The sequence below is a fragment of the Chitinophaga caseinilytica genome (assembly GCF_038396765.1).
GTDB classification, from domain to species: Bacteria; Bacteroidota; Bacteroidia; order Chitinophagales; family Chitinophagaceae; genus Chitinophaga; species Chitinophaga caseinilytica.
This window is the reverse complement of the sequence record NZ_CP150096.1, coordinates 2,852,175-2,874,135: the sequence shown is the minus strand read 5'-3', so window position 1 is coordinate 2,874,135 and position 21,961 is coordinate 2,852,175. Positions and strand designations below refer to the sequence as shown.

Here is a 21,961-nt window from a genome sequence, read left to right as displayed (position 1 = left end):
GCTTAGTAACTTCTTCTGTCGCGCACCCGGAATTGCCCTGTAACCTGCTTCACCGGTGGGCTGCAACTGGTGAATTTAAACATCCCCACACTGAAATTACCGGTGATGTATTTTACGCCGTTTACCGTTTCCACTTTCTCGATCTCGATAGATCCGGCGGCATTGATATCGTCTCCGCTGATGCAATGTGTATACACCGTATTGTAGAGCAATTTCCCGGCCTGAGAAAAATCTTCTATATATACCATTCCCTGCATATTCATCCGGTAGGTGCCGGGGCCGGAAGCTTTCGGGAGGTACAATCCTATATGGGCAATGGTTCCCGTAAAACCGCCGATCAGCATCACTTCCTCCCCATCTTCTTCGAAAAACCAGTGCTGCAGGGTATTATACTCAACTCCCCCGTTGGTGCCGTAGAAATAAGTGTCGTCATAGATGCGTATTTTCTTGAACAGGATTGCTTTGCCGGTGGCGCCCCTTCCAGGGATTTTACCGGGCGGGATGAAATTGTGGACCTCTACGCTCACGGTCACCGGGTTGGGGTTGGGCACTTTTTCGGGCGCGGTATAGTTGGCCAGGAACGGCTTCGCGTCGGGCACCAGCTTTCCGGCGCCGGTCAATTTCCAGTTCTTCACGTTTTCCGCACTTTCCAGCACCTTTTCTTTTGCGATCTCCACCTCGTTTTTCGTAAGGTCGGCCAGCAGGAAATTTTCCGTTGTATGGATGACCAGCGACGTCGTTTCCTTTGGCTTCACGGCATCTTTGAGGGCCGTTAGCCAGAACATGGCGTAGGGTGCCCAGTCGGAGAAGTGATCTGTTTGGACGGTCAGCTTTTTCTGCGTGATATCGAGCTGGGTTTTGGGGATCATTCGCCAGATGCCGTCGTTGGACTGGTAAGCCATGAACAGTGCTTCTTCGTTCGTGCTGTCGAGATCGGCATCGTTGTAGGTGAACTGCAGGGTGAGGGGCTTGGCGAATTTGACGCCTTCGGGCCGGAGCCTGTAGGCGATGCCGGGGCTCCCGGGCAGGGTGTTGGAAATGGGCTCCACGGAGAATTGTGTGTTGGCGGCGATGGCGCCGGCCGGCACGGTAATCTTGAGCTTCCCGTCTCCCGAGGAAATGTCTCCCCCTGTGCGCCGATGGCTTTGGTGACGGGTGTGCCGAGTGAAGTGCCAGCGGGGCGAACGGCGCCTTTGGGCGGTTGCGGTTCAGGGGTTACGTTATCATTATTTTTGTGTGAAGTGCAGGCAAATAGCAATAGCATGGCCAGCACGGGGGCGATGATCCGTTTCATGTGGGGTAAGATGGTTATTAGCTGATGATGATATTCCAACGCAAAGGTACCTCCGTCACGAATGAGGGGCAATCGGCGATGCTACGTATTTTTGGCAGTACCGTATTTCTACTGAATGTCGCCTGCAGCATTTTACATACCGTCAAAACGGAAACTGAAAATCCCGTTGACGGAAATCAATTCGATTTGTAAAAATTCCATCATAGATCGCCCGAAATCGTTAAGACAATGTTAAATCCACCTATATCCGTTGACTGAAATCATTGCAGATTAATAAATCACCCCGTACTTTTGGCGGATGAATACCACCATTACTCCGAATAAGAAAGCGGGGACCAACTGGCTGCACGAGATGGACTTCATTGGGATGCACCTCGTGCCCTTTCTCGCCTTCTTCACGCATGTGACTGCTTTCGACTGGATTTTGTGCGCAGTGCTGTATTTCGTGCGCATGTTCTTCGTGACCGGCGGATATCACCGATACTTCTCGCACCGATCGTATAAAACTTCCCGTTTCTTCCAATTCCTGCTGGCTTGCGGCGCGCAGAGCAGCTTCCAGAAAGGGGTGTTATGGTGGGCTGCCAATCACCGCGTCCATCACAAACATTCCGATACCCCGGAAGACCCCCACTCCGCCAAGATCTACGGCTTCTGGCATGCCCATATCGGCTGGATCATGGACAAGGAACACAAGGAAACCCGCTACGATCTCATCAAGGATATGAAGCATAAAGAACTGTTCTGGCTCAATAAGTACCACTTCGTTCCGCCGCTGATCCTCGCTGTTGTCGTGTATTTCATCGGCAACAAAGTGAATGGCGCGGGTTGGTTCGACTGGTCGGCCGGGCTTTCCACGCTTTTCATCGGGTTCTTCCTCAGCACGATCCTGTTGTTCCACGGCACTTTCACCATCAACTCGCTTATGCACAAATGGGGCAAGCCCCGTTACAAAACCGGCGACGAATCCAAAAACAGCCTCATCCTCGCACTGGTGACCCTCGGCGAAGGCTGGCACAACAACCACCACTACTACCAGCGCGCTACGCGCCAGGGCTTCTATTGGTGGGAGATCGACATCACGTTTTACATCATCAAGATGCTCGGCTGGTTCGGCCTCGTGTGGGATATCCACGGGGTACCGGAAAAGGTGAGGGAAAACAATAAGGTTTCGGTATAGGAACGCCTTGCAAAATAATTAAGCCCCTCCGGCCGGAGGGGCTTTTCTTTTTTAATCCGTTTCACCCGGAATATCGAAAAACCGGATCGTTCCGTCGATGAACATACCGGCGAACCGGCCAAAACTTCCGCTGGGAAATAGTTTTAGACATCTTCCGTTCATTTCTCCCTCGCCAGCCATTATCCACGCCCCATCCGTCAATTCGAACCCCACCATCACATCCCTGCCGGCGGCCACCAAGAATCCCGGTGTTATGAATTCCAACGTATGAAAATCCCTGCCGCCTTCCGTATCAGGGCGCTGAATGGCGATCTCTTCCGCGTCCATGATATGCACCACCCTGTTTTCATCCAGCCAGGCCAGCCATTTTCCGGACTGGCAAAGGCAATTGCAGCGGGTTTCAATTTTTTCCGGTTCTTCAAGATCGGTCATAATCAACAAGCGGTCGCTATCGGCGGTAAAATATTTATGCTTCCAACTGAAAATCCGAGCCAATCCAACCGAAATTTCTCCTTCATGAATCAATTCACTGAAAGAATTGGCGCCCGGTGGCAACAACACCGGGGAAATTGTATGCTTACCTGCAATATCATTCGCCAAACGTATGATCGTCCGTTCCGCATGACCGATACGGATGTACGCCCCATATTCTTCCGGGATGTTCCTCAGGATCGTAAACCCATCCCCGAATGCCGGTTCATGGCTGAATTCCTGGGATGCGAATGCCCCGTAAGGGTCACAAACCAGGATGCGGTTATCCAGATCGTTGGCGGAAACAACGAGCAGCTGCCTCATACTATTATAATCAAGCGGGAGCTCCGTATTCTGGTACAACACCTCCCCTTCCCAATTGCAGCGGGCCAGCACGAGCTTTCCGCCGGAAGAGCCGATCACGATAATCTGCTGCCGCCAGCCAACGGCCTCCAGCCAATGGATGTCGGTGCGGAGCTTCAGCTTGTCGATATTCCGCTTCTCTCTTTCCGGCAATGCAGGCATTTGCAGCTGGAAGTTCAGGGCGTCTTTCCGGAGGAAAGGGTCCTCCGGCACAAAGCTTCCCAACATCGGCAGCAAGTCCTTTTCACCACGGCCCACCGAAGCCCCGACGATTTGGTACGCCAGGTCGCGCGCCGTTTCCCCGGCTTCAGGAGATGCGCTTTTCAACTCGCTCAACACATCCAGGAACCGGCGATGCTCCGTCGGTACGACCACCTCTTCGTACAACCGGCGAATGTTTTCATGGACGGGCCCGTCGGCCTTCCTGATGTATTCCACCAGGCAACGCGCTGCCGAAGATTTACCGTACCACCCGTTGAGCAGGCAGCGCTGCGCCCGCTCGCGGTCGTGCATTTTCTCTTCGATGAGTTGGGCCGCTTCGAGATATTTATCGTATTTGAGATGGCCGGCAACCTTTCTTTCATAACAATCTTTCGCTTCCGCATCGTCTCCGTTCAGCACATGCAAGTCGCCGGCTTCTTCGTAGAGCTCCAGTTTCAGGTACAGCGCGATGGCTTCGGGGTACATGCCGCCTTCCTGGTAACATGCTGCCGCATTGTGCAGATTTTCCAGCTTGTCATGATACATGACCGCCGCGTCGCGGAAGAATTTCCCGCTTCGAAGCGCCTTCGCAGCTGCATGGTAATCTTTCAGCAAATGGGCGTGAATGTATGCCGCACGGCTCCAGTCACCGTTCTCTTCCGCCGTTTTGGCCGATTTCCGGTATTGTTCCTGCAGGTTTTGGTACGTATCTCCATCCAGCATCTGGACGCCCCCTCCGCGTCCGCCACGGTTCAGCAGCCACGAATGATAACGCGCGTCCCGGCGCACGAGCCTGCCGCTGGCTGCGGAATCGCCATCCGGACGGGCGTTCGGGTCCAGCGGCATAGCGTATTCCAGCGCCAGTTCGGGGTTTTCCCGGAACATGCGCAGCAGGCGGTCGGCTTCGTCTTCCTGCAGTTTCCGGAGATGGCTCAGCTTTTTGTCCAGCCATGCCGCCAATTTCCCCAACAGCCCGTTTTGGCCGTTCCCGGCAAACAAACCAACGATCGATCGTGCGGCCGAGGCGGCGATGAGCTGCACCTGCAGGAGTTTTCTACCGAACCAGCTTTTGGGCGCCCCTTCGGGCGGCGGGAGCTCTTTGCTGCCAATGGCTTTCGCTTCCCGCGTGAGCGTATCTTCTTCTGGCATCTCCATCCTCACACGCGCAATGCGCGGCAGCGGGGCCACCTGGGCAATATTGAAATCCCGGTTTTCGTCGACGGGTTGGGGCAGGATCACGAGGCTTTCCGGCGGCAGCACGTCTGCCTTGTCCAGTCCGTAAAATCCCAGCGAGGGATGCAGGAGCTGGTAATCCCAAATGCAAAGCGCTTCCAGCTCCGCATCGGTCATCGCAGGCAGGAGCACCGTATGTTGGGGGATGAACAGGCGCTTGCCGGTGCGGATGAACGGTTCGGGCAACAGCAGGGGGTCGGGCGTGCAGCCGGCGGCGAAAACGACGAACAGGCCGGATACTTCCTGCCCCGATGTACCTGCCAGCGCCAGGAGCGTCATATCCGCAGGACGAAGCCCCCAGACGCGGAAGTGCTCCAGCCACCAGCGGGGATCATGGCCCCGGAGGAACACCGCCGAAGGTTCAGCGCCCACCGCTTCGTATTTGAGTGACAGTTCCATCATGAATTGACTGATTTGATAAAGGGTTCCCAATATTCCGTCCAGAATTTTTCGACGGAAATCTTCGTGGCTGTGCTGCGTTTCCCGATGAACGCATCATTCCCGCAAACGCAGTTGTCGGACGTCCACGCTGCGATCAGGCAACTTGCAGCGGCAACGATCGTAATCTCGGGGATGGATCCATCGATGCTCCGGAAATGCAGGAACCCGCGGGAATCGCTCCAGGCAAGGCTTCCATTCCGCCATCTGAACTGCCGGAGATATACTTTCCGGTTGCCGCCGGGATAGATTTTCTCTTCATTCCGTATGGCGCCGTTTGCTATCCAGCCCCGTTCCTGCAAAACATTCCGCGACTTCAGTTTCATATGTTCATATACGCGGACCAACTGCGTATTGTCGACCATCAACGCACCCGTATTCATGCAACAAATTTGTGATGGTTTCACGTATACCTGGTACTTTGTACGGACGTATTTCCGGTGAACGAATACATCGCGTTTCAGTTCGTTGCCATACTTCGCGGGCATTCCGGCCATTTTGCGCTCTGTAGTATTGAATGCGTTGATGGAAAAGGTTTTTTCCTTAGCGGTGAAGTAATACCGCCCGTTCCAGGAATCCACGCTTACATTATCTTCCCTTTTCAATTTATGATAATCGATGAGCGTAAAGTCTTCCAAACCGAACACAAAGTGCATCACTTCGTTCCTCGCCGAAAGCACCAGCATGGCAAACCGTTTGCTCTGGGAATCGTAGGCCGGGACGCATTCTCCTTCCGGGAAATTGGCATGCAGTTCTCTGGCCGGTGTTCGCTGCGTTCCGCAAACCAGTCGCTGGTCGCGCATGACGCGGATCACGTGGCCGTCGCTCGTCAGGTAATCCTTGTCGCCTTCTCCACCCCGGTTGAGCCAGGGGAACAGCAGCGGCCATTCCTTGTTTTGGAAGATTTTAGGCAGGGATAAATTTCCCTGGGGAGCTGTTTCTTTGAACGAGAGGATATCCTGCAGGTCGTACGTGGCGGTCGACAGTAGTTTGCGATGTCTGCGAAAATTACTGTACACGTTGATCCTGCCGTTTTTGCCGATCAGCGCCAGTAACGCCGGCGGATGTTGCATGCCGGCATAAGCGAACTGGAAATCGTGTGACAGGAAATTTTCTTCGCTGGAAATGTACAGGCATTCCACATCGCGGAGTTGTTTGTCGGCGGAAGCGAGCGCATCCCCGCAATGCATTTCCCCGGCCAGGTGCTGCATGGCTGCTAAAACCCCGGTACCGGTTTGAAGATCTGCGTCGATTGCTTCCTTTCCCGACAGCATCCATGCATCCGCATCTGCTTCATGCTGCAGCCAGGCGAGTGCGGCGGCCACTGCGAACTGTCGGTTAGTGCCCCACATCCGCAGGGTAACGTCTATCGCCACCCGCTTATTCGATTTCGGCGGCGACGGCACGTTTTCTTTTCTCAAAAACAGTGCTTCGTTGTTGGCGAGGCGCGCCAGCAGGAGATCGTCGTCTTGCGCGAGCTCTGAAGTCAGCAGCCGGTGCAGGTCTCCGCGGTTCCCGATGTCTGACACGCCGCCGAACTGATCGTCGGCGCCGTTTTCCGGTAATGCAGGAAAGCGCATGACAGCTTTGAGAAGCTTCGCCAGTTTGGCGATGCCGGCCAGCTGTTCATCGGCTTCGAGCTCTGCCAGCACGTCGGGAAATGTGGTGGGGAGGGGCTTAGGGATTGCGGTACCGGGCGATCCCAGTTTACGGAGCAGCGATTCCATGTCCGGATATGCGCGCGAAGCTTCTGCCAGGAACGTAATGCTGTCGTGCAACTGATGCCACATGCCGCCGTTATCGCTGACTTCCGCCGGAATGCCTCCTTTCCGTAGAAAATCGAGCATCGGCGCCACGTTTTCTACGTATACCGTGCAGGAATTATCCTCCGAAAGCAGCTCCAGCAGTTTCATCCTGCCTTTGCCCGTCCTCCATTCCTGCGGCAGTTGCCGGATGTTTCCCAGGAGCCGTTCGGCCAGGTGGGGCACCTCTTCCTCCAGCTTATCATCCAGCAATTCCGCTATTTTATCCTTCAGCTTTCGGTCCGCATCCGAATGTTGCGCCTTGCATGCCATTAAAACGAGCAAAAGGGCATCGAGCGGTGGCAATTCATCCTGCAGGTTTTCCACGAATGTGGCCAGCTCTTCCCTGTACACGATGGTATTGCCGAAACACGTTTCGATGACGGTGTATTGCTCCGCCCATCGCCAGAAATAGTCGGACGATGTCTGGAAATATGCCGTAGTCTGATAAAATGCTTTATTCATGCGTTGCGGTTTGATCGGCCGCTCTCACGGCCTGGCGTGTAGCCGGCACAAAAATCGCTGCCGGGATGCGTTCGCACATACCGTCTTGCCCGAAAAGGTAAATGGAAGGTTCGGATTGGGTGGACTTTAATCCCTCCAGCAGCAGTTCCAATTCGAATGCCGACCGGAACAGCCAACCTTCGGGAACGAGGAGCGCATCTTCCTGCAGTACATAGGCATGGCCAGGCAAGGGAGGAACGGGCGCTCCCAGCACGAGGGCTTCATTTTCCGCCGTGCGCACGAACATCCAATTTTGCAGGCGCACTTTCGGCGCGCCCAGCGCATAATCCCTCCAGACCTGCCATGGGAGCCGCAGGAACGAGGGTTCCGGGCCATCGTCCGTCTTCTCCGGCCGCACCACTACCGCGCGTACTTTTCCCGCCGGCATCCCAGACACCGGCAGTTTTACCGGCAGCACTTCCGCCACGGGGCGCCACGTCAATTCCGGGAGGCGCTTTTCGGGCACGGTTTTCCCGAACGGGATAAGCCGTTGTTCCGCGTCTACCCGCCACGCACCTTCGCAGGGCACATTCCGCCAGGGGAAATCCATGGGCGCCCGGAACCACAGCAGGCCTTCGCCTTCCGCCGCTTCCAGGCCGGGGAAATTCCGGAATGAGGAAAGGCCGCCGGCATCGGAGGGCCGGACCGCGATCACGATGCCGGTCATACCGTTTGCAGGATTTTCTGCCACAGGGCCTCGATCGGCTGGCGAACGAACGCCTGCTGCTCGGGGTTACGGATCCATTCGCATCTGCCGTTGAGCAGGCGCAACCGGTCGCGGATCACGGCGCGCTCGGCGCCGGTGGTTTCCGGGTTGGCCCACAAGTCGTCCATCCGCATTACTTCCGCGTGCAGCGCCTCTGCATCGGGAACGCCGGCCGACAGGGCGCGGGGATGCGCTTCCGCTCCCAGCTTTTCCTTTCCGATCAGCTGGTCTACGATGCCCGCCAGTATTTCGCGCTGCTCGTCCGTATCCCAGGCGTAGCGCAGCACCCAGAGGTCAGACACCTGAGCCGCTTTGCGGTGGCAGAGCAATGCACTGGCGGCCACCAGGCGCTGGAGTTTCACCGCGCGGCGGTCGCTTAGCGGAATGCCGGCGTTGCGCATTTTCACGATGAGGTTGATATAGGCATCGCGCACGGGCGAAAGGTCAACTTGGGGCAGCATCTGCTGGATGTGGAGCACGTCTTCCGCCGTGATGACGGGCGCTTCGCCGGTGGCTCCGCTTTCCAGCTCCCAACCGGCCTGGAGCACTTCGTTCAATCGCGATCCTTCCACGTAATCGCAATGCACGCGCAGGAGGAAACGGTCGAACAACGCCTGCAACGCCGCATCTTCGGGCAGGTGATTGCTGGCACCAACGATCATGAGGGCCGGCAGGGCACGGTTTTCGCGGCCGCGGCGGAACACCCTTTCGTTGAGCACCATGAGCAGACTATTGAGGATGGCGCTGTTGGCATTGAGGAGCTCGTCGAGGAAAATGAGCGAAGCTTCGGGCAGCATGCCGGCGGTGTTGGTGACGAGCTCGCCTTCGCGGAGGCGGCGGATATCGAACGGGCCGAACAGTTCGTTGGGCTCCGTAAATCTTGTCAGGAGATATTCGAACGAGGGGCCGTGCAGCAGGCGCGACAATTCACGGACGATGGCGCTTTTCGCCGTTCCGGGAGGGCCAAGCAGAAACAGGTTTTCGCGTCCCGCGAGGCAAATGCCCATCAGATCGATCACATCGTCTTTTCCGACGAATTTTTGTTTGAGGTGCTGTAATACAGCATTGAGGGATGCGATTTTATCCATGGAGGAATTGGGTTGAATGATCAGGATTGAAGGGAAAAACCGGGCCAGTAAGCGTCTTCGTGCCCGCCGATCGCGGCCTGGACGGCGCTCCGGACGAAGGGGTCCCCACACCGGGCGATATCCCTGTTTTCGATGATGCGGTCGATGTACAACATGCGCAGCGCAGGATGCTCCATCACCATGGCGGCATCCGGCACACCCGGCACCGGAACGCCCACGGAAGAAAGCGGCCATGCGGCGGCGATGGCGCCTAGCCGGGGCACCATCACATCGTCTGGCGCGAGGTGGCGCGTGAAGCGGAAGAGGCCGGGCAATTGGCGCAGCACGAGGTCGGCGCTGTAAATGGCTTCCGGCGTCATGTCCCCATCATAATCGGGCAACAGGTCCAGCACTTCGTCCGATTTCAGGTGGCGGAGGAAATTGCATTGTATGGCGCGATAGAGGAATTCCGTTGCCCAGCGTGCCGCCGGCGCATGGAATGCCGGTACTTCGCCGGACTGGTGGGCGGCGTCTGACTGGTACATGTTTTCCAGCAGACGGGTGGCGCTTTCGTAATCGGGCTGGTCGAAACGGGTAATTTCACCGGCAACGGTAACGGCGCCATCGGAGGCAAGGGATTGTATAAAGCCGGTCAACATCATGGGTCGGCAAAATTAATACAGAAAAGATAGCAATTACGCGTAAAATGACGAACCCCGTTCATGAAATCCCCCCGCAACTTATCCTGAATATTCCCTTCCCTTTGATTAAATTAGCCTATATGCAACGTTTCCTGATCCTGCTTTTGCTGCTGGCCGCCACCGGCAAGGCGCAGCAAACCCAAAAGCCACCGCTCCACGGCCGCCACTGGATGGCCATTACGGGCAAACCCCTCGCCGCCACCGCCGGCGCCGCGCTTTTCCAACAGGGCGGCAATGCCGTAGATGCTGCCTGCGCCATGCTGGCCGCCACCTGCACCATGTGGGACGTGTTGAGCTGGGGCGGAGAAACGCAGGCGCTCATTTATCATCCCAAAACCGGGAAAGTAATCGCCGTCAACGCCCTTGGTGTGGCGCCCACCGGCGCTACGGCAGCGTTTTACAAGGGGAAGGGTTACGCCTTCCCGCCGGAATACGGCCCCCTTTCCGCCGTAACCCCGGGAACACCCGGCGGCATCTGCCATATGTTGTCCGAATACGGCACCAAAAGCCTTCAGGAAGTGCTGCGCCCCGCCATGGAAATGGCCGCAGGATACCCCATGGAAGCGCAAACGGCCAACAGCATCGAACGCGGAAAATCGTGGATCAAGCAATGGCCCTACAGCGAAAAGGTTTTCCTCACCCATCCCGGCCAACCCCGCGAAGCGCCGGAAGCGGGCGAGATCTTCGTGCAGGCCGACCTCCTGGCCACCCTTCAGAAAATGGTGGACGCGGAAACCGCCGCGCTGCGTGCCGGAAAATCCCGGAAAGAAGCCATCATGGCCGCATATAACAGGTTCTACAAGGGAGATATTGCGCAGGAATTCGTTCGGGGCGCCCGCGAACAGGGAGGCCTCATCACGATGCAGGACCTCGCCAACTGGAAAGTGATCGAAGAAGAGCCCGTCCACGTCAATTACAAAGGCATTGACGTCTACAAACTCCGCGAATGGACGCAGGGCCCCATGATGCTGCAAGCCCTCAACATCCTCGAAAACTTCGATCTCCAGGCGATGGGATACAATTCCCCGCAATACATCCACACCGTCTACCAGGCCATGAACCTCAGTTTCGCCGACCGCGATTTCTACTATGGCGATCCGTACGGAACGCTGAAGCCCCCATCCGCGGGCTCCTCAGCAAAGCCTACGCCCGCCAGCGCGCCGGCACCATCGATCCGCGGCAGAACGCAACGAGCGTCATGCCCGGAGACCCCTACCCTTTCCAGAACGAACACAATCCCTGGAAACGATTCCTCGACCGCCGGCCCGCATTGTCTGACACTACGCAGCAAAAACCGCCGGGGAATTTTGTCCCGAAGCACGACGCCATCGCTTACCAGCCATCGGACAGCGTGTACCACGACCGCCTCTGGCGCGGCACCACCAGCGTGGAAGCCGCCGATGCGGAAGGCTGGGTGGTCAGCATCACGCCCAGCGGCGGATGGCTGCCCGCCTGCATCGCCGGGCGCACGGGCGTAGGCATGAGCCAGCGCGCGCAAAGCTTCGTCCTCGATTCGGTCATGAACCCATTCAACGTGATCGCTCCCGGTAAAAGGCCGCGCGTTACGCTGACGCCTTCCATGGCTTTGAAAGACGGGAAACCGTTCCTTTCCTTCGCCGTGCAGGGCGGCGATACGCAAGACCAGAACCTGTTGCAATTCTTCCTCAATGTGGTGGAATTCGGGATGACGGTGCAGCAGGCCACGGAAGCGGCGAACGTCAATAGCAACCAGTTGTGGCTGTCGCTGGGTGGAACGGCGGTGAAAGACAGGGTTCCCAGGGCCGGGAGCATCCTCGTTGCCAGCGCCACGCCAGATAGTACGCGCCGTGCGCTCGAAAACATGGGCTATACGCTCAGTTTCGCGGCGCGCACGAGCGGGCCCATCAACGCTATTTTCTTCGATACGCTGCATCGTTCCATATGGGGCGGCAGCAGCAATCACGGCGAGGATTACGGTATCGGATGGTAGTTTCCGGCGGAGAGAATGTACATCGCGCCCCACCATCCGGGAAACACCGGTATGCTTTTTGGGCGTACCTTTGCTGGGATTTGAAAAACCCGATTTCCTGTCACAAAAAATCATGCGGTATGTTATCGATCGGCACCCCGGCACCGGATTTTAATTTGTATTCAACACCCGACCAGCAGTATACGCTGCAAGACTTCCAGGGTAAGAACCTCATCGTAGCTTTCTACCCGGCAGACTGGAGCCCGGTTTGCGGCGACCAGATGTCGCTCTACAACGAAATGCTCCAGTTGTTCCGCAAGCAGAACGCGGCGATCGTAGGGGTTTCGGTAGACAGCAAGTGGTGCCACCAGGCCTACACCCAGGCGCGCAACCTGCACTTCCCGCTGCTGGCGGATTTTGAGCCGAAGGGAGCCGTCGCCAAAGCGTATGAGGCGTACGACGATAAGGAAGGCCAATGCCATCGCGCATTGTACGTGATCGACGGCAACGGCATCATCCGCTGGAACTTTTTATCGCCCCCTGCTGTTAATCCAGGTGCAGACGGGATTCTCGATGCACTGGAAAAAATTCAGGCTAAAAAAATATAAACTGTCTATGGCAAAACTCACACCGCCGCCCGGCCCGCAAGATCATGCACGGGGAAAGGAAGGAGCGCCCGTTACGCTCGTGGAGTACGGCGATTTTCAATGTCCGCATTGCGGAAAGGCTTTTCCCGCAGTGGAAGACATCGTTAAAAAAATGGGGCCCGGTTTGCGGTTCATCTTCCGTCACTTCCCCCTTTCCGAATCCCACGCCATGGCCAAACCCGCAGCCATCGCCGCGGAAGCCGCAGGCCGGCAGGGGAAGTTCTGGGAAATGCATCACGGCATCTTCCAAAACCAGGCAATGTTATCCGTCGAAGCCCTCTTCGCCATCGCGCAACACATCGGCCTCGACCTCGAACAATTCCGGAACGACATCCAGGATACCGCATTGGAAGATAAAGTGGACGCGGATTTCGAAAGCGGCGTAAGAAGCGGCGTTAACGGTACGCCTTCGTTTTTCATCAACGGACACAAATACAACGGCAGCTATGACGAAGAATCGCTCATGGCTTCCCTCACTTTTTAAACGCAGGTTATGAGCGCATTCAATGATCTCATCCAATCCGAACAGCCCGTACTGGTAGATTTCTACGCCGACTGGTGCCAGCCCTGCCACGCCATGACGCCCGTCATCAAGGAAGTGGCGCAGGCGGTGGAAGGCAAGGCGCGGGTCGTAAAAGTGAATATCGACAAGAACCAGCAGGCCGCCAGCCATTTCAACGTGAGCGCCGTGCCCACTTTCATCATTTTCCGGAAAGGGGAAGTAGTGTGGCGGCATGCGGGGATGATAGACAAAGGGAGCCTACTCCGCCAGTTGCAGGCAGCGTCTGCATAGGAAAGGTTTCCGGTTTTTCGTATCTTGATGGAAATACGAATTCCACATGAAACTAGCCGCCTTTTTCTTACTGGCAGCCTTGTCTGCCAATGCCCAGTCCGATTCACTGCACCTGCTTGTGGCAGACGGCGCCAAGCCCGTGCTGATATCCAAACAGTTCAAATTCACGGAAGGCCCCGCGCCCGACCGGAAAGGCAATATCTACTTCACCGACCAGCCGAACAACACCATCTGGAAATACGACACCAAAGGCAGGCTCAGCCTCTTTTCCGACAAAAGCGGCCGCGCCAACGGGTTGTACGTCGATAAAAAAGGGAATATCCTCGCCTGCGCAGACGCAGACAACGAGCTTTGGTCGTTTTCCCCGAAAGGCACACATACCGTACTGATGGATAATTTCGAAGGGAAGAAACTGAACGGCCCCAACGATCTCTGGATCCATCCAAACGGCGATATCTATTTCACCGACCCCTACTATCAACGCAACTACTGGACCCGCCAAAAGCCCGAGATCGAAGCCATGCGCGTGTACCGGCTGCCCAAAGGCGCCAGCGCACCCGTTATCGTGGCAGACGATATCGTGAAACCCAACGGCATCGTGGGCACGCCAGACGGGAAGTACCTCTATGTTGCCGATATCGGCGGGGATAAAATTTACAGATATGAAATTTCGGGGGATGGGAAACTCGCCAACCGCATACTTTTCACCAATAAAGGCGGCGACGGCATCACGCTCGACGAGCGCGGGAACCTCTACCTCTGCGGCAACGGTGTATTCATCTACAACCCCCAAGGCCAGCAGATCGGGCATATCGACGTCCCTGAAAAATGGACCGCCAACGCCTGCTTCGGCGGCAGGAAAAGGAACATCCTTTTCCTCACCGCATCCACTGCGGTTTATACCGTTGACATGAAAGTTAAGGGAGCGGAATAAATTTACGAAGGCAGGAACCAAATCCCCTTCGACGGCAATGCCACGAAAACGGCATCGCCCTTCTGGTATTTCGGCGCGGTAGTGCGCACGGTGAGCAGGTTTCCCGGCACTTCCACCACCACATCATGATAGCTGCCGCCGAACATCACCTCCTTCACCACACCTTTGATGGCCTCGCTGCCGTCTTTCGCGAAACGGAATTGCTCCGGCCGCACCACCAGGCTGCGCCGCCCGTTCACGACGATCCCCGGCATGAGGGCAAATACTTTCGCCTTTTCGGGCGGAAAGAGTTGAAAATCGCCCAGGAGCCCCGCTGCATATGCGTCTGCGGGCTTGCTATATACTTCCGCAGGACTGCCCTGTTGCACGAATTGCCCGTCGCGGAGAATGATGAGATGGTCTGCCCAGGGCAATACATCGTCCGGATCGTGGGAAACGAGGAGGCTCGTGATGCCGAAAGCCTCGCCCAGTTCGCGGATCACGGATTTGAGGATGTGGGTATGAATGAGGTCGAGGTTGGAATAGGGCTCGTCCAGCAGCAGGAGCTTAGGTTTGGTGACGAGCAGCCGCGCGAGGGAAATACGCTGCTTTTCCCCGCCGGAAAGCTGGTCGGTCTTCCGTTTGAGGAGATGGCTGATCCGGCAGATGTCGAACAACCGGGTGGCCTCTTCGTCGGTCAGCTGGTTCGCATACGCGAGCAGTTCTTCCACCCTGTAATTATTGCGCAGCTCGTAATGTTGCGAAAGGTATGCGATGCCGGGGTGGCCGGGAATCAATTTCCAATCCGGCCCCAGCACCTTCTCTCCTTCGAACAGGATGGTGCCGCCATCCGGCTGTACCCATCCCGCGATCATCCGCAGCAATGTGCTTTTTCCCGATCCGGAAGCGCCCATCACGGCTACTTTCTGTCCACGCTCCACATTGAAAGTCAAAGGCTGCAATTCGAATCCCAGCTTGTCTTTCCTCGCGATATCTGAAACTTGTAAAAACGTCATATTCCCTAAAATTGCCGGCCGGTTACTGCAAAGCGCGTTCCATTTCCGGAACATAAAGAAAAAACATTTCCGCGAATTGGGCCGGCCGGCTTTTGGCAAGAGCACTAACGAATGGAGGATCAGTATGTTACGAATAACGGATCAGTTCAACCGGAACATCCTTCGCTTCGGGGCTATCCGCGTATGTTTCAGATATGAATATCGACACCCCGGCGGAAGCCCCTTAGTTGCCCCCTTCAATCCCCGTAATTTGCATTCGACTTTTTTATTATACCTAACGAGATCCATGCCGTTCCGCGGAACGATTTATTGACCTCAACCATCTCTCATGAAACCATTCTACTCAATTATGGCGTGTGCCGCCATGGTGCTGCTTTCCAGCGTACGATCATCAGCCCAGGCCACACGGAACGTCCGCTTCACCATCGATGCATCCGCTCCCAACAGGAAAGCCATCAGTCCGCTGGTGTACGGCACCAACGACCATTATCCCTACGCGCCCGCCAAGCGGATGGGCGGCAACCGCATCACCAACTACAACTGGGAAAACAACGCCAGTAACGCCGGTGTCGATTGGGTGCATCATAGCGACGACTGGGTGCCGGCGCAATGGAACACGCCCGAGAACCAGTACAACGTGCCAGGTTCGGCGCTCAAGGCATTTCACAACCAATCGCTCCAGCAAGGCGCCTATTCCCTGGCCACCTTGCCCATGGCGGGTTACGTGGCGAAAGACAAAAACGGGACGGTCAGCGAAAACGAAACCGCACCCTCTAACCGATGGGTGCCGGTGGTTGCCCGCAAACCCGGCGGAAACCTGTCGCTCACGCCCGATGTGAATGATAATGCGGTGTATGTAGACGAGGAACTGCATTTCCTCCTCGACTCCTACGGCCGCAGCAATACCGCCACCGGCATCAAAGGTTATTCGCTGGACAATGAGCCCTGCCTTTGGACCAGCACCCATCCCCGGCTGTTCGGCACCACCGGCGTGTCTGTCAACTACCTCATGAACAAATCGTACGAAACGGCGGAACTGATCAAGGAAATGGACCCCACGGCCGAAGTGTTCGGCCCATCACTATGGGGTTATACGGCTTATCAAAACCTCCAGTTCGCGCCCGATTGGGACCAGGTGCGGGGCAATTACGAGCTGTTCGTGCATTACTACCTCGCCAACATGCGCGCCCGCGGCCAGGCCGCGGGGAAACGCCTGCTCGATGTGCTCGACCTGCACTGGTACCCGCAGCAAAACCGCGATTTCGGCAATATGAGCCCGTTCGACGACGATAACGACGACAATTCCGTACTGGGCCGCATTTCCATGTCGCGCGGCCTGTGGGACGATACCTACCGGGAAAATTCCTGGGTGAACGACGCTTCCAACGGACAGATTTTCCCCGTGCTGCCCAAGCTGAAGCAAATGATCGCCGACTTTTATCCCGGCACGAAGCTCGGGATCACGGAATACAGTTACGGGGGAACGAGCCACGTTTCCGGCACCGTTGCGCAGGCCGACGCGCTGGGCGCTTTCGGGACGGAACAGATCTATTTCGCTTCTTATTGGGGCGCGGTGATCGGGTATATCAAAAGCGGGTTCGATCTGTATTGCAACTACGACGGCAACGGCGGGAAATTCGGCAACACGTCCATCAAAGCGCAGACAGACAACCGCGCGGTGAGCGCGGTGTACGCATCCGTGAACGCCTCCAGCGACGAGTTCCTCCATACCATCGCCATCAACCGCAGCATGACCGATACGGTGGTAGCGACGGTGGCTTTTTCGGGAGCGCGCCAGTACAAGAGCGCATCGGTGTACGTGGTAGACAGGAATAGTCCGGTGGTGCGCAGGATGGAAGACATCCGTACCGTGGTGAACAATTCCTTCCAGCTGAAAATGCCGCCCATGACGGTGTATCACCTGGTGCTATCGGAAACCGATCTTACGGTATACCCCTACATCACGAACCTCACCATTGCGCCGGCCATCGGTTATTCTGACGGGAATGCCCGGTTTACCGTATCCGCCACCATCACGGACTCCGATAACGATATGCGCCCGCCGACGATCGACCTGAGCTCCCTGGGAGGCAGCGCCACCACGCCGCTCGTGCGCAACGGCGATCAGTATTCCATCCAATATACCGTGCCCGCCAATACCGCCTCCGGCATGAAAATGCTGACCGTTTCCGCCGCAGACGCAGCGGGGCACAGCGTTTCCGGGAACGTCACCTACCGCGTGATCCGCGAACTGCCATCCACCGACATCTGGAACGGAGATGCGATCCGCGGCGGTGAAGGCGAACGGTTCAACGACGGCAGCGATCAAACGGCCGGGACGCAAATCATCGAAAGACGGGCCACCGGCGGCAACACCGACCCGGGCAGTTTGTACATGCGGTTCAAACATGATCCCAATTACTGGGGGCTCATGACCTGGCGCATCGATCCCAATGCGGGCGGTGCGCGGGATGTAAGCGAATTCGGGTATCTCGAATTTTACATCCGTTCCAACGCTCCGGAATATGCAGACATAGAATTCAGCGTGAGAGACGCCAGCGCCAACATGAACGTTTCCAACAGCGTGAAACTGAAGGCCAACGGCTACATTTCTTCCTTCCACCCCACCCAATTCACGAAAGTAAAAATCCCCTTCTCCGACCTGTTCACCGGCTCCGGGTTCGACCTCACCCGGCTGTGGCAGTTCAATTTCCTCGTCAATTCCGCGCAGGATGGCTTTGATGTATGGATAGACGATGTGCGCGCCGTGCCGTACGACAACCCCACCGTTCAGCCGGTCCTCAGCGATGTGCGGATCAACCCTGCAGCGGGTTTCGCGGACGGCATCACCCCTGTCCAGCTCAGCGTGCTGGCCAGCGATCCGAACAACGACCTGGCTACCGTCACCGTCGATCTTTCGCCGGTCGGAGGCGCCAACAACCAGGCGCTCCAGCTGGTGAACGGAAGATATGTGGCGAGCTTCACCGTGCCGGCCACCACGCCTCCCGGCCCCCGTTCCTTCCACATCACGGCAACCGACCAGAAAGGGAACACGGCGCAGATACCGGCGGATTACCTCGTGTGGAGCCGCGCATCATCTGACGTGATCTGGGATGGTGACACCAAAAATCCCGGCATCGTCCACAGCACCAGCAATAACGCATCGCAGCTCGTGGTGCTGCCCACCGGCGGGAACAAAGGCCCGATCAACATGTCGGCGCATATCGAACCAAACCCGGAACCCTTCGCCTATGTGTTCTGGGACCTGGCGCAGGACGTAGACGCCCGGATGATCGACCTTCGCCAGAAAAGATACCTCAACTTCAGCATCCGCTTCCCCAATACCGCCGGCCTCGGCAATTTCGATCTGCAGATTTTCCTGAAAGACCGGTTCGGTGGCGGATCGAATGCCGCATTCCTGCTGCGCGACAAGTATCTTACACAATTGTCGGCCAATTATCAGCAGGTCCGCATCCCGCTCGCCGATATGGTGAACGGTTCCGAGATCGATCCGTCGAAAGTTGCGCTCATTGGATTTTTGTCGGAACAAATGCCTAACAGCGGCGTGGATTTCCAGGTAGACGATATTTACCTGAGCGGCAGCCCGGTAGCGGATGTGGAGATTGTAACGCAGCCCTCCGCATGCGGGAACAATGGCCGTATCGAAGTAAAGAAAGTGGTACCCGCATCCAATAACTATCAGTATTCCATCGGCGGCGCGGCGCAAGCCAGTCCTGTTTTCGAAAACCTCCAACCGGGGCAGTTCGACCTGCGGATCACCGGGCCGAATAATTTCGTGTACGTGGAAACGGTCGTAATCGGCGGTGGACAAGGCCTTCAGGGTAATATCCAGGTAGATGACCAGGCCGGGAATATCAATCTGACCATCACCGGCGGAAGCGGGAATTATACCTTCGCCTGGTCGAACAACGCTACTACGGAAGATTTGACAGACGTGCCTTCCGGCGATTATGTGGTGAATGTGAGGGATAACGTCAGCGGATGTACGTATCGCGGAACGGCGAAAGTGACGCGCCAGCAGGCCGTACTGTTCACCGTGAAAAACGCGCAATGCTATCCCAACGGCATCATTACCGCTACGGTAAGCAACGGCAGCGGCGTGTACCAGTATTATATCAACGGGAAAGCCAATCCGAACGGTATCAACAGCAACATTTTCGGTCAACTGGAGCCCGGTGTATATACCATCCGCGTCACGAATTCGAATGGGTTCGATTATTCCCAGGCCGTGACGATGGGCGGAACGCTCAACGACCTGCTGATCGCGCATACCATCGATCACCGCTACGGCAATATCGACATTACCATTACCGGCGGCAGCGGAAGTTATCGCATCAATTGGGCGCATGGGTCTACGGTGGCCGACCAGTTTGGCCTGGCGTCCGGACAATATCAAATCGAAGTGACCGACCGCACAACGCAATGCGTGACGGCCATGACGCTTACCGTAACGCGTACCGGCCCCGACGTGACTTTCACGCCTACCGACGCCTCCTGCAACACCGGCGGTACCATTACTGTCAACACCACCGGGGCCAGCGCGGCGCCATACCAGTATTTCATCAACGGACAAGCCAACCCGGCCGGCGCCAACGAGCCGGTATTCCGCAATTTGCAGGCGGATGTTTATGAAGTCAGCATCACGGGTACGAATGGTTTCGAGAAGCATGAACTGGTGGTGATCGATGGATGGCTGAACGACATGGACGTGACGTCGCAGACCGATCATACTACCGGCGCGATCGATGTGACCGTGACGGGTGGCAGCGGCAATTATACCTATCGCTGGTCTACCGGCGCCACCACGCAGGACGTGAGCAACCTCGCCACCGGCGATTACTGGATGGAAGTGACCGATGTATCGGTTGGATGCGTGACCAGGAAAGATTTCCGGGTGACGCGGCCCGCCCATCCCACCGTTACCTTTACTGTTACCAACGCCCGCTGCGGCGCGAACGGTGTGATCGGCGTGAACCTCAGTGCCGGTACGCCCTCCGATTTCCGGTATTTCATCGACAACCGGGAAAACCCCGCAGGCCCCGCCAACCGGGAGTTCCGCAACCTCGCACCAGGCAATTATTCCATCCGGGTAACCGGTACCGGCGGATTCTCGAACACGCAAACCGTAACGGTAGGCGGTACGCTCAACCAGCTGGTGATCATCGGCACGGCGGATGAAGACGGTAATATCAACATCAGCGTGAACGGCGGCAGCGGGAACTACCAGTACTTATGGTCCGACAAATCCACCACCGAAGACCTCGAGCAACGGGCGCCCGGTTTATATACCGTGAACGTCACAGACAGAACCACCGGTTGTTCCGCACAGTTTACCATCCTGGTGGCTGCGAGCCGGGAATCGTTGTGGATTTATCCGAACCCTGCGCAGGAGGGTTTCCGCGTCAAATTCGTCATCCCCGAATCCAGTGAAATGGAATTGACCGTGACGGACCTTTTCGGCCGTGTGTTGCACCGGCAAGTGCTCACCGAATCGCAGGGGAATATTTATGTTCCCGCAACGAAACTGCGTTCCGGCATGTATTTCGTGCAGGTGAAATCCGGGAAGCACAAGCAAACAAGACCTGTTATCATCGCCAAATAAATGGGTTTGTAAAAAGTAAAAGGCCGGTCTTTGTACCGGCCTTTTTTTGTGGGGATGAACGAGCGGGATCGCAGTTACGGAAAGGTTTTGGCATAAAAAAAACCGCCGTTGCCGGCGGTTTTTCTCACACACTACAGGTTTAATTCCTGATTACCCCTGATATCCTTAACCGCGCTCGCGGCCTCGGCTGTTCTCGTGTCCACGGCTGCCGGGCTCTGCTCTGCGGTCGTTTCCACGGTTTCCGTTGTTATTGTTCCATTGGCGTTCTGCAGGGCGGTTCGGCGTTACTTCCCGGCGTTGTTCGGCGGGGCGGTTCGGCGTTACCTGGCGTTCCGGGCGGTTGTTGTTCTGATTCCATTCGCGGCGTTCTGCAGGACGGTTGTTGTTATTGTTGTTGTTCTGATTCCATTCGCGGCGTTCTGCAGGACGGTTGTTGTTATTGTTGTTCTGATTCCATTCGCGGCGTTCTGCAGGGCGGTTGTTATTGTTATTGTTGTTCTGATTCCATTCGCGGCGATTATTGTCGCGGTCGTTGTTCCGGTCGTTGTCGCGCGTCCATTCGCGGCGATTATCGTTATCTACCCGGCGCTGTACGGGGCGACTGTTCCATTCGCGGCGTTCTTCCGGGTGGTTTCTCCAGCGGTCGTTCCATTCGCGTCGGTCGCCGGGGCGGTCTCGCCAAACGATCTGCGTATAGTTGTTCCGGTAATGTGAATACTCCCTGCGGTAGCGGTTATGGAATCTCCAGGGATCGCGCTGGTTGATCACCACTTTGTAACCCCGGTAGAAGTCGTAATATCCGTAACGGGCCGGCAGATAACGGGTGTGGACCCATCGGCCGAAGTCGAAGTAGATGTACGTCTGCGTCGGGATGTAATAGTAAATGTCAATATCAGGAAGGTAATAGTACTCCGCGTAGTCGTAACCCACGGGGCCCCAGGCGGGCTGAATACCAAGGTTGATACTCACGTTCACCTGTGCCGAGGCGGGAGACGGGGTAGAGGCCGTAAAAGCGGTCATCACAGCCAGGATGAGAAAAATCCGTTTCATACATGCTGGTTTTA

14 protein-coding genes and 1 pseudogene are annotated in these 21,961 nt (G+C 56.5%); 7 read left to right on the top strand and 8 right to left on the bottom strand.

From position 1 onward, the window contains the following. Positions 1-2: 2 nt before the first annotated feature. Entirely contained in the window at positions 3-1,088 is a 1,086-nt protein-coding gene (locus tag WJU22_RS12000; RefSeq protein ID WP_341843471.1) for a hypothetical protein, read from the bottom strand. A 504-nt stretch (positions 1,089-1,592) separates the two neighbouring features. On the opposite strand from WJU22_RS12000, the gene WJU22_RS11995 reads away from it, so the two are divergent. Further along, positions 1,593-2,471 (top strand): acyl-CoA desaturase, encoded by an 879-nt coding sequence (locus tag WJU22_RS11995; RefSeq protein WP_341843470.1) that lies wholly within the window; start codon positions 1,593-1,595, stop codon positions 2,469-2,471. A 51-nt stretch (positions 2,472-2,522) separates the two neighbouring features. Here WJU22_RS11995 and WJU22_RS11990 read toward each other — a convergent pair whose 3' ends face one another. From WJU22_RS11990 to WJU22_RS11970, 5 genes are read right to left on the bottom strand one after another with little or no spacing between them, the layout of a single operon-like run. Then, positions 2,523-5,141 (bottom strand): hypothetical protein, encoded by a 2,619-nt coding sequence (locus WJU22_RS11990; RefSeq protein WP_341843469.1) that lies wholly within the window; start codon positions 5,139-5,141, stop codon positions 2,523-2,525. Beyond that, positions 5,138-7,444: a hypothetical protein gene (locus WJU22_RS11985; RefSeq protein ID WP_341843468.1), complete on the bottom strand. Its 2,307-nt coding sequence runs from the start codon at positions 7,442-7,444 to the stop codon at positions 5,138-5,140. The genes WJU22_RS11990 and WJU22_RS11985 overlap by 4 nt, the downstream gene beginning before the upstream one ends. Beyond that, positions 7,437-8,150, bottom strand: coding sequence for a hypothetical protein (locus WJU22_RS11980; protein ID WP_341843467.1), 714 nt, complete (start codon positions 8,148-8,150; stop codon positions 7,437-7,439). Before WJU22_RS11980 ends, WJU22_RS11985 begins: the two co-directional genes overlap by 8 nt. Next, a complete protein-coding gene (locus tag WJU22_RS11975) occupies positions 8,147-9,277 on the bottom strand; it encodes an AAA family ATPase (protein WP_341843466.1) in 1,131 nt (376 codons plus the stop codon). The genes WJU22_RS11980 and WJU22_RS11975 overlap by 4 nt, the downstream gene beginning before the upstream one ends. A gap of 20 nt (positions 9,278-9,297) precedes the next feature. After that, positions 9,298-9,918, bottom strand: a complete 621-nt coding sequence (locus tag WJU22_RS11970) for a hypothetical protein (RefSeq protein ID WP_341843465.1) — start codon at positions 9,916-9,918, stop codon at positions 9,298-9,300. Between the two features lie 44 nt (positions 9,919-9,962). Between WJU22_RS11970 and WJU22_RS27260 the strand changes: the two are divergent. The 5 genes and pseudogenes from WJU22_RS27260 (at position 9,963) to WJU22_RS11940 (ending at position 14,279) form a co-directional block, all read left to right on the top strand. Continuing rightward, a pseudogene (locus WJU22_RS27260) lies at positions 9,963-11,926 on the top strand (gamma-glutamyltransferase family protein). A 119-nt stretch (positions 11,927-12,045) separates the two neighbouring features. Continuing rightward, entirely contained in the window at positions 12,046-12,513 is a 468-nt protein-coding gene (locus WJU22_RS11955; RefSeq protein ID WP_341843464.1) for a redoxin domain-containing protein, read from the top strand. 7 nt (positions 12,514-12,520) lie between these two features. After that, positions 12,521-13,036 (top strand): DsbA family protein, encoded by a 516-nt coding sequence (locus WJU22_RS11950; protein ID WP_341843463.1) that lies wholly within the window; start codon positions 12,521-12,523, stop codon positions 13,034-13,036. Between the two features lie 9 nt (positions 13,037-13,045). Beyond that, on the top strand, positions 13,046-13,345 hold the full coding sequence (trxA, locus tag WJU22_RS11945; RefSeq protein WP_126247161.1) for a thioredoxin: 300 nt from the start codon (positions 13,046-13,048) through the stop codon (positions 13,343-13,345). Between the two features lie 46 nt (positions 13,346-13,391). Beyond that, complete coding sequence (locus WJU22_RS11940) at positions 13,392-14,279, top strand: SMP-30/gluconolactonase/LRE family protein (RefSeq protein WP_341843462.1); 888 nt, start codon at positions 13,392-13,394, stop codon at positions 14,277-14,279. Between the two features lie 2 nt (positions 14,280-14,281). Here the strand turns inward: WJU22_RS11940 and WJU22_RS11935 are convergent, their stop codons facing one another. After that, positions 14,282-15,274 carry an ABC transporter ATP-binding protein gene (locus WJU22_RS11935; protein WP_341843461.1) on the bottom strand — a complete coding sequence of 331 codons (993 nt, stop codon included), beginning with the start codon at positions 15,272-15,274 and terminating at the stop codon, positions 14,282-14,284. A 328-nt stretch (positions 15,275-15,602) separates the two neighbouring features. Between WJU22_RS11935 and WJU22_RS11930 the strand changes: the two genes are divergently transcribed. Further along, on the top strand, positions 15,603-20,897 hold the full coding sequence (locus WJU22_RS11930; RefSeq protein ID WP_341843460.1) for a glycoside hydrolase family 44 protein: 5,295 nt from the start codon (positions 15,603-15,605) through the stop codon (positions 20,895-20,897). A 165-nt stretch (positions 20,898-21,062) separates the two neighbouring features. On the opposite strand, the gene WJU22_RS11925 is transcribed toward WJU22_RS11930, so the two are convergent. Continuing rightward, complete coding sequence (locus WJU22_RS11925; protein ID WP_341843459.1) at positions 21,063-21,947, bottom strand: hypothetical protein; 885 nt, start codon at positions 21,945-21,947, stop codon at positions 21,063-21,065. Positions 21,948-21,961: the final 14 nt, after the last annotated feature.